At 62.4% G+C, this 6,928-nt stretch carries 6 protein-coding genes; 2 read left to right on the top strand and 4 right to left on the bottom strand.

Going from position 1 to position 6,928, the window contains the following annotated elements; genetic code table 11:
* Both ACESMD_RS07545 and ACESMD_RS07540 read left to right on the top strand, forming a co-directional pair.
* A partial coding sequence (locus ACESMD_RS07545; protein ID WP_372611846.1) for a UDP-glucose/GDP-mannose dehydrogenase family protein occupies positions 1-846 on the top strand: 846 nt, incomplete at its 5' end.
* A gap of 264 nt (positions 847-1,110) precedes the next feature.
* Positions 1,111-3,069 (top strand): polysaccharide biosynthesis protein, encoded by a 1,959-nt coding sequence (locus ACESMD_RS07540; protein ID WP_372611844.1) that lies wholly within the window; start codon positions 1,111-1,113, stop codon positions 3,067-3,069.
* A 50-nt stretch (positions 3,070-3,119) separates the two neighbouring features.
* Here the strand turns inward: ACESMD_RS07540 and ACESMD_RS07535 are convergent, their stop codons facing one another.
* The 4 genes from ACESMD_RS07535 to ACESMD_RS07520 all read right to left on the bottom strand — a co-directional run bounded on the left by ACESMD_RS07535 (position 3,120) and on the right by ACESMD_RS07520 (position 6,439).
* Complete coding sequence (locus ACESMD_RS07535; RefSeq protein WP_372611842.1) at positions 3,120-4,682, bottom strand: ATP-binding protein; 1,563 nt, start codon at positions 4,680-4,682, stop codon at positions 3,120-3,122.
* 95 nt (positions 4,683-4,777) lie between these two features.
* Positions 4,778-5,458 carry an RES family NAD+ phosphorylase gene (locus ACESMD_RS07530; RefSeq protein WP_372611840.1) on the bottom strand — a complete coding sequence of 227 codons (681 nt, stop codon included), beginning with the start codon at positions 5,456-5,458 and terminating at the stop codon, positions 4,778-4,780.
* Entirely contained in the window at positions 5,455-5,856 is a 402-nt protein-coding gene (locus ACESMD_RS07525; RefSeq protein WP_372611839.1) for an antitoxin Xre-like helix-turn-helix domain-containing protein, read from the bottom strand. Before ACESMD_RS07525 ends, ACESMD_RS07530 begins: the two co-directional genes overlap by 4 nt.
* Positions 5,857-6,019: 163 nt before the next feature.
* Positions 6,020-6,439 (bottom strand): type II toxin-antitoxin system HigA family antitoxin, encoded by a 420-nt coding sequence (locus ACESMD_RS07520; RefSeq protein ID WP_372611837.1) that lies wholly within the window; start codon positions 6,437-6,439, stop codon positions 6,020-6,022.
* Positions 6,440-6,928: the final 489 nt, after the last annotated feature.

The raw sequence follows: 6,928 nt of genomic DNA, 5'->3' as shown, positions 1-6,928 counted from the left end.
GCGCGCATCGTGGTGGGCACCGATTCCGAGCGGGTCAAGGGTCTGATGCGCGAGTGCTACGGCCCCTATATCCGCCTGCACGACAAGCTGATGTTCCTGGATATCCGCGCCGCCGAGCTGACCAAGTACGCCGCCAACGCCATGCTGGCCACCAAGATCAGCTTCATGAGCGAGATCGCCAACCTGGCCGAGCGGCTGGGCGCCGACGTGGAGCAGGTGCGACGTGGCATCGGCAGCGATCCGCGCATCGGTTATCAGTTCATCTACCCGGGGTGCGGTTATGGTGGTTCCTGCTTCCCCAAGGACATCCAGGCCCTGGCCCGCACCGCCAGCGACATCGGCTATGAGGCCGAGCTGCTCACTGCCGTGGAGGCGGTGAACCGGCGCCAGAAGCAGAGCCTCTTCGACAAGCTGGCCCAGGCCTTCGACGGCGACCTGGCCGGCAAGACCATCGCGGTATGGGGGCTCGCTTTCAAGCCCGGCACCGATGACATGCGCGACGCTCCCAGCCGCACCCTGATGGAGGCGCTGTGGAAGGCCGGCGCCTGGGTGCAGGCCTATGACCCGAAGGCGATGAAGGAATGCCGGCGCCTCTACGGCGAGCGTGACGACCTGGTGCTGGTGGCGGACCGCATCCAGGCAGTGAAGGGCGCCGACGCCCTGGCGATCTGCACTGAGTGGAACGACTTCCGCGCCGTGGACTTTGCCTGGCTGAAGCAGCAACTGGCCACCCCGGTGATCGTCGATGGCCGCAACCTCTTCGACCCCGCCCTGGTCAGGCAGGCCGGGCTGCTCTACTACGCCGTGGGACGGGGGGATTCACTGCAGACGTCATATCGGCCGTAATGCCGGAGAGTCCATGCCCACATCGCCTGGCCCTGTTTATGCGTCGCATATGAACAGGGCCGGGCGATGTCGTGTTGACGCCGCGTTTCGTGGGCTTACCGGCGTTATTCTCGAATTCGCAGGCGATGCGGATGTGGTGTTTTGTCAGGGATAGCAGTGCCGGGTTCTTCCTGTCAGAATTCGCCAGAATGAAACATGTGGTCGCAGGATGCGATGGCCACTCCATAGCCTATTGGTCAAGCAGGGGTTTTCAGGGAGATTTGCATGAACAGGTCCGATAGCCTTCACCTCAAGCTGACTTCCCTGAGCCGCGGCAAGAAGCGGCTGATCATGGTGACGGCCGATCTCGTCGCGCTGCCGCTGGCGTTGTGGTCGGGCTATGCGCTGCGCTTCGCCGAATGGTGGCCGGCTCGCTACATCGAGCCCTATTGGTGGCTCTTCCTGGTGGTGCCTGTCGTGGGCGTGTTCGTCTTCGCTCGCCTGGGGCTCTATCGCGCCGTGGTGCGCTTCATGGGGCCCCAGGCGATGTGGGCGGTGATCAAGGGGGCCGTGCTGCTGGCCCTGCTGTTGTGGGCCGCCGCCTATTTCTTCCAGTGGCAGGGCTTTCCTCGATCGGTACCGGTGAACTTCGCCCTGGTCACCCTGGTGTATGTCGGTGGTACGCGCCTGCTGGTGCGTAGCTATTACCATTGGTTAATTCGCCACTATGCCGAGAAGGAGGCGGTGGCCATCTATGGTGCCGGTGGTGCGGGTGCTCAGCTCTCACAGGCGCTCTCGAGCAGCCGCGAGTTTTATGTCGCTGCCTTAGTGGATGATGATCAGGCGCTGTGGGGCAGTACCATCAAGGGAATCAGGGTCTTCAGCCCCGGCGATTTCCAGGCGGTAGCCGAACAGCTGGGCATATGCCGTGTCTTGCTGGCGATGCCCAATACCACCAAGGCGCAACGCAAGCAGGTCCTGGACAAGCTGGCCGACCTCCCGGTGCATGTGCAGACCGTGCCCTCGATGCCGGAGATCGTTTCCGGCGAGGCGAGCGTCGACCAGTTGCGCGAGGTGGAACTCGAGGACCTGCTGGGTCGTGATCCGGTCCCGCCGGACGAATCACTGATCAATACCAGCCTGAGCGGCAAGGTGGTGATGGTCACGGGGGCGGGCGGCTCCATCGGCAGCGAGATGTGTCGGCAGATCATGCGGGGTGGCCCGCGGTTGCTGGTGCTGTTCGAGCTCAGCGAGTACGCGCTCTATACCATCGACCGGGAACTCGAGACGCTCAAGGCGGAGATGGACGAGGATTTTCCGATCATTGCGCTGCTGGGTAATGTCTGCGACCGAGGGCGGGTGGAGGCGACCATCCGCTACTACGGGGTCCAGACCCTCTACCACACCGCCGCCTACAAGCATGTCCCGATCGTCGAGAACAATGTGCTGGAAGGCGTGCGCAACAATATCCAGGGTAGCCGGTTGGTGGCGGAGAGTGCCGCCAGGCTCGGCGTGGAGCGCTGTGTGTTGATTTCCACCGACAAGGCCGTGCGGCCAACCAATGTGATGGGGGCGACCAAGCGCATGGCCGAACTGGTGTTCCAGGACCAGGCCGCGCGTGGGGGGCATGCCACCATCTTCTCCATGGTGCGTTTCGGCAATGTCCTGGGTTCGAGCGGCTCGGTGGTGCCGCTGTTTCGACGCCAGATCGGGGAAGGGGGGCCGGTGACCGTGACCCATCCGGATATCACCCGCTATTTCATGACCATTTCCGAGGCGGCGCTGCTGGTGATCCAGGCCGGTTCCATGGCCGAAGGGGGAGACGTCTTCGTGCTCGACATGGGCGAGCCGATGAGGATCGTCGACCTCGCGCGACGCATGGTCAAGTTGACCGGGCTGGAAGTGAAGGATGCTCACAACCCCGAGGGTGATATCGAGGTGGTGTTCAGTGGTCTGCGACCCGGCGAGAAGCTCTATGAAGAGCTGCTGATCGGCGAGAACGTCGTTGGCACCTCGCATCCCAAGATCATGCGCGCCCAGGAGGAAGTGCTATCGTCCGAAACGCTGGCGGCCTTGCTCGAGGAGTTCAGGGAAGCGGAAAGGAAACTGGACAGCCGGCATGCCTGCGAGACGCTCAAGCGCGGGGTCAAGGGCTTCGCCCATAGCGGTGAGGACTTTGACCTGCTGCCGTCCAGGCCGGGTTCGGAGGTGGTGCCTATTGGCAAGGGCGGTGCGATGCACTAGCCGCCGGGCCGGGTTGGTTTCTGGATGTCGTGCTTATTTCACCTTCGGTCTTACCCCTCGGTTTCGTACTCGAAGGCGACGATCTGGCGCTGCTCGCGGGAGAACTCCACGCCGATCAGGTGAATGACCTTGCCCTGGCCGCGGTACTTGTCGGCGTAGCCACGATCCTTGATCTGCTGCAGGGCTCGGCCTTCGGGCAGTTGCTCCACCACCTTGAACTCGAACAGGTAGAGGTGGCCGGCGAAGTCGACGGTCATGTCAACCTTGCCGTGGTGGCTGGCGTCTTCCACGGTGACCTGAACGCCCAGTGCGGCGAAGTGGCTATAGAAGACGCTGGCATAGTGGCCCTCGTACCTGGCGATGGGGTTGTTTCGGTACCAGTCGTGGGGCAGGCCGGAAAAGAGTGCCTTAAGGTGGGTTTTCAGGCCATCCAGATCGTGGGCGCGTAGGTGGGTGAACAGCGTCTTGCGCTCACGCGGGGCATTTTCGACGCCCAGCGCCGGCAGCAGGGCCTGGTTGAGGCTGGTCTCCACCTCCTGGTTGGGATAGCCGAGCGTGTAGAGCCGGTAGCCCACCATCGGCTCCTCGACTCGCTTGACGGTGAGGTAGCCGGTCTGGAACAGCAGTGCCTCGGTGGCCATGTCATCGACGTCGAAGCGGCCTAGCAGTTCAGGTTCGGTTTCCCACTGTTCCAGCTGGGGGGTGAAGATGCCTCGCCGCTTGAGGACCTCGACCAGGAAGGTGGGTGTGGCGCTCTCGAACCAGTAGGGGCTGAACTGGCGCTTCTGAAACAGCAGCAGCGCATCGAAGGGGTTGTAGACGGCGGTGACGTCCTGGCCGCCCCAGCGGTAGCCGTTATACCAGGTGCGGATCTCGTCGCGATCCAGTCCTGGCAGCTCTGGGGCGAAGATGGTGTCGATATCCTCGTCGGTATAGCCGCAGAGAGTGGCATAGGGCGCGTCCAGGGTGATGTCGTTAAGGTTGTTGAGCCCGGAGAACAGGCTGACCTTGCTGAACTTGGATACGCCGGTGAGCAACACGAACGCAAGGTGCGGGTCGGCGTCCTTGAGCACGCTGTAGAGGTTCTTCAGCCCCTCCCGTAGTTCGCGGGCGTGCTCGGGCTCGAGGAGGTTGTCGAGGATCGGTTTGTCATACTCGTCGATCAGTACAGCGACGCGCTGCCCGTATTTCTGGTGGGCGAGGCGGATCAGGTCCGAGAATTCGCTGGAAATCAGCTCGGGCGGTTCCCGCTCGATGCCGAGACGCTCCCGGTGCGCCCTTAGCTGGTGGCGGATATGCGCATCGAGTGCTTCGCGGCTGGTCACCACGCCGTCACCAAAGCCCAGCCGGATCACCGGGTGCTGGCGTTCCCAGTCCCACTTGTCGTGGATATACAGGCCTTTGAAAAGCGCCTGGCGGCCTTCAAACAGACAGCGCAGGGTGTCGACCAGCAGGCTTTTGCCGAAGCGCCGTGGCCGCGACAGGAAGTAGTACTTGCCCTCTTCCACCAGGCGCTGGATGTGCGGGGTCTTGTCGACGTAGTAGTAGCCGCCCTCGATGATGTCGGCGAAGGTCTGGATGCCGATGGGCAGCTTCTTGCGTGTGGCGGTCATCCTGGGCTCCTGGAGCGCGAGGCTTCGCCAAGCATAACATGAAGCCCTTGTTTTGCCGGACGGGGTAACCACCGTGTAGACACCCGGCGTGGTGGCTACTCCACCAAGCGGATTTCCAGGACATGGCGTATGCGCTCGCCATCCCACTCATAGCTCAAGTGCCGGCCCTGCCGTGTGGCTGACAATACCGGGGGGCGCAGCACAGCCGCGCACTCCCCATCCGGGTCACGCACGCTCGGATAGACGATCCCATCGGCGTGCTCGTTCCAGGCTTGGCGGCCGAACGCCTGCCCGGCAGACCAGTCATGAGGAGTAAGCAGCGCTGAAGACCCCGGCGGGCCACCCCGCAAATCATACAAGTCACCGGCAAGGTCCGAGAGGTAGACCCGCTGTTGGAGCTGTATGGGCTGCTCCTGCGATTCGCGCAGGAATCGTTCGGCATGATGGCGGGTCTCGGCGATCGCGGTTGCTTCGCTCAGGGCGCAGTAGTAGGCCCCAAACGTGCCATCGGTGAAGCGAGCGCCATCGCCATTGAGGTGGCAGAACGCCGCCATCACAGGGGTCCAGCCAGGGCCATAGCGGCGATCTTCCTCCCGAACCAGACGAATATCGCCGGCCTGCTCGCGCAAGCGTTGCGACGTCACGCCCTCGAGCTCCTGGAGTAACGTCCAGTCATTTGTCTCGCCCACTCGTTCGAACAGGTCGATAGGCGGAAAGCGTGAGGGAATCACCCGGTAGCTCGGGCGCCAGCGAACCGCAGAAATCGGGAAGGTCACGCGAAACCGCCTCCGCGGGCGGCGTCGAGGTGCTGGCGCACGACATACAAGTCTTGCACCAGGCCGCTGCGCAACCTGTCCAGGGGCGCTGCCCCATTGAACAGCGGATTACTGTTCGGCCGGCAAAGCCACGAGTCGGCGGCATCGGTGCGTGGCAGGAGGATCTGCAGGGCCTTGTAGATACCCAGTATTAGCGACATCCGCTCGAGGTGGTTGACGTCGAGTCGCGACTTCTCCGGCGCCTTGCGCCAGCGACGGTAGGTGGAGTCCGGCACACCCAGCAGCAGAGCCGCTTCGTGCTCGCCGAGGCCCCAGGCCTTCGCGATATTAGGGTACGTCCGCATGGCGGCGGTCGCCATGTCGTGACGTTTTTTGGGGGATTGGTCTTGTAGAGCCATGATCACCTCTATCAGCCAAATGATCGTTTATTACTCATTATCGCTCACATGGCGGAGGTGGGCAAGCCGGGCATTGCGCGTCACTGCCCGCACCATCCTCGGCCAGTGCCCGGTGGGGTCAGACCCGAAAGTCCGCTGAGGGGTCTGACCCCACGCCATTGAGCTAGCCGGGGAAGAAGAGAGCGGGGCTAACCCCGAAGCGCTTGGAGAGCGCTTCGATATGGCGGCGGGTGAGGTCCCGCCCCTTGCGGTTGAGGATCTTGGAAACCAGCGACTTACTGCCAATCTCGGGCAGGTCCGCGACGCCGAGACCATGCTGGTCCATCAGGAACCTGAGCATGTCCACGGCGCCTTGGGATTGAACGCCGGCATTGAACTCGGCGAACGCCTCGGATGTGTTTTCCCATTCCTCGATAGCATCGATCAGGCGCTCGATGAGGGCGACGTTGTTGTCGAAGTCATCGACCAGTTCATCGACGAAGGCGAGCGCGTCCTGGTACTCCTCTGCGGAGTGGATGCGCGACAGGAAGGGGGCTGCACGAAAAACAGCCTTGGCGTCTTCGAGGCAGGCGATGGCGTTCATTTATCAGCCTCCTTGGCATATTGACGACACAGCTTGTCGTATTCGGCGTGCGTCACGATATGCTTCATAAGCAGTACCGTCTCATCTTCGAGTGGGATGGGGGAGAAGGCGCATAACATCTACCTGGATCCACACACCTACAGGTGACCATGATGTTCAAGATCAATCGTAAACCTACTACTGTCGGCGATATGCTGACTCACGAGTTCCTGGAGCCGTTCAACCTCAGCCAACCCGGCTCTAAAGGTCAAGAGCTCGCCCGGCAGAGCCGGCCTCCCACCAAGGTCAAGCCCTCACCACCGTGGCGATATTCGTGGGAGGGCGGTTTACCGCGCGAGATTTCGTTGAGGGGTCAGACCCGAATGGCACTTACTTAAGCTTTTTCGGATGTCCTTGTCGGCGAATTTGCTCACGAGCTTGATGCCGGTGCACTTTCAGTAATCGATGGGGCCGTGGCCGCCGTTTGATGGCTCGCGGCTCCAGCCGATC

Origin of the sequence: Halomonas sp., assembly GCF_041689495.1 — a bacterium.
GTDB lineage: Bacteria > Pseudomonadota > Gammaproteobacteria > Pseudomonadales > Halomonadaceae > Halomonas.
Note: the sequence above shows the minus strand (reverse complement) of the source record. Positions and strands in the feature narration are given on the sequence as shown.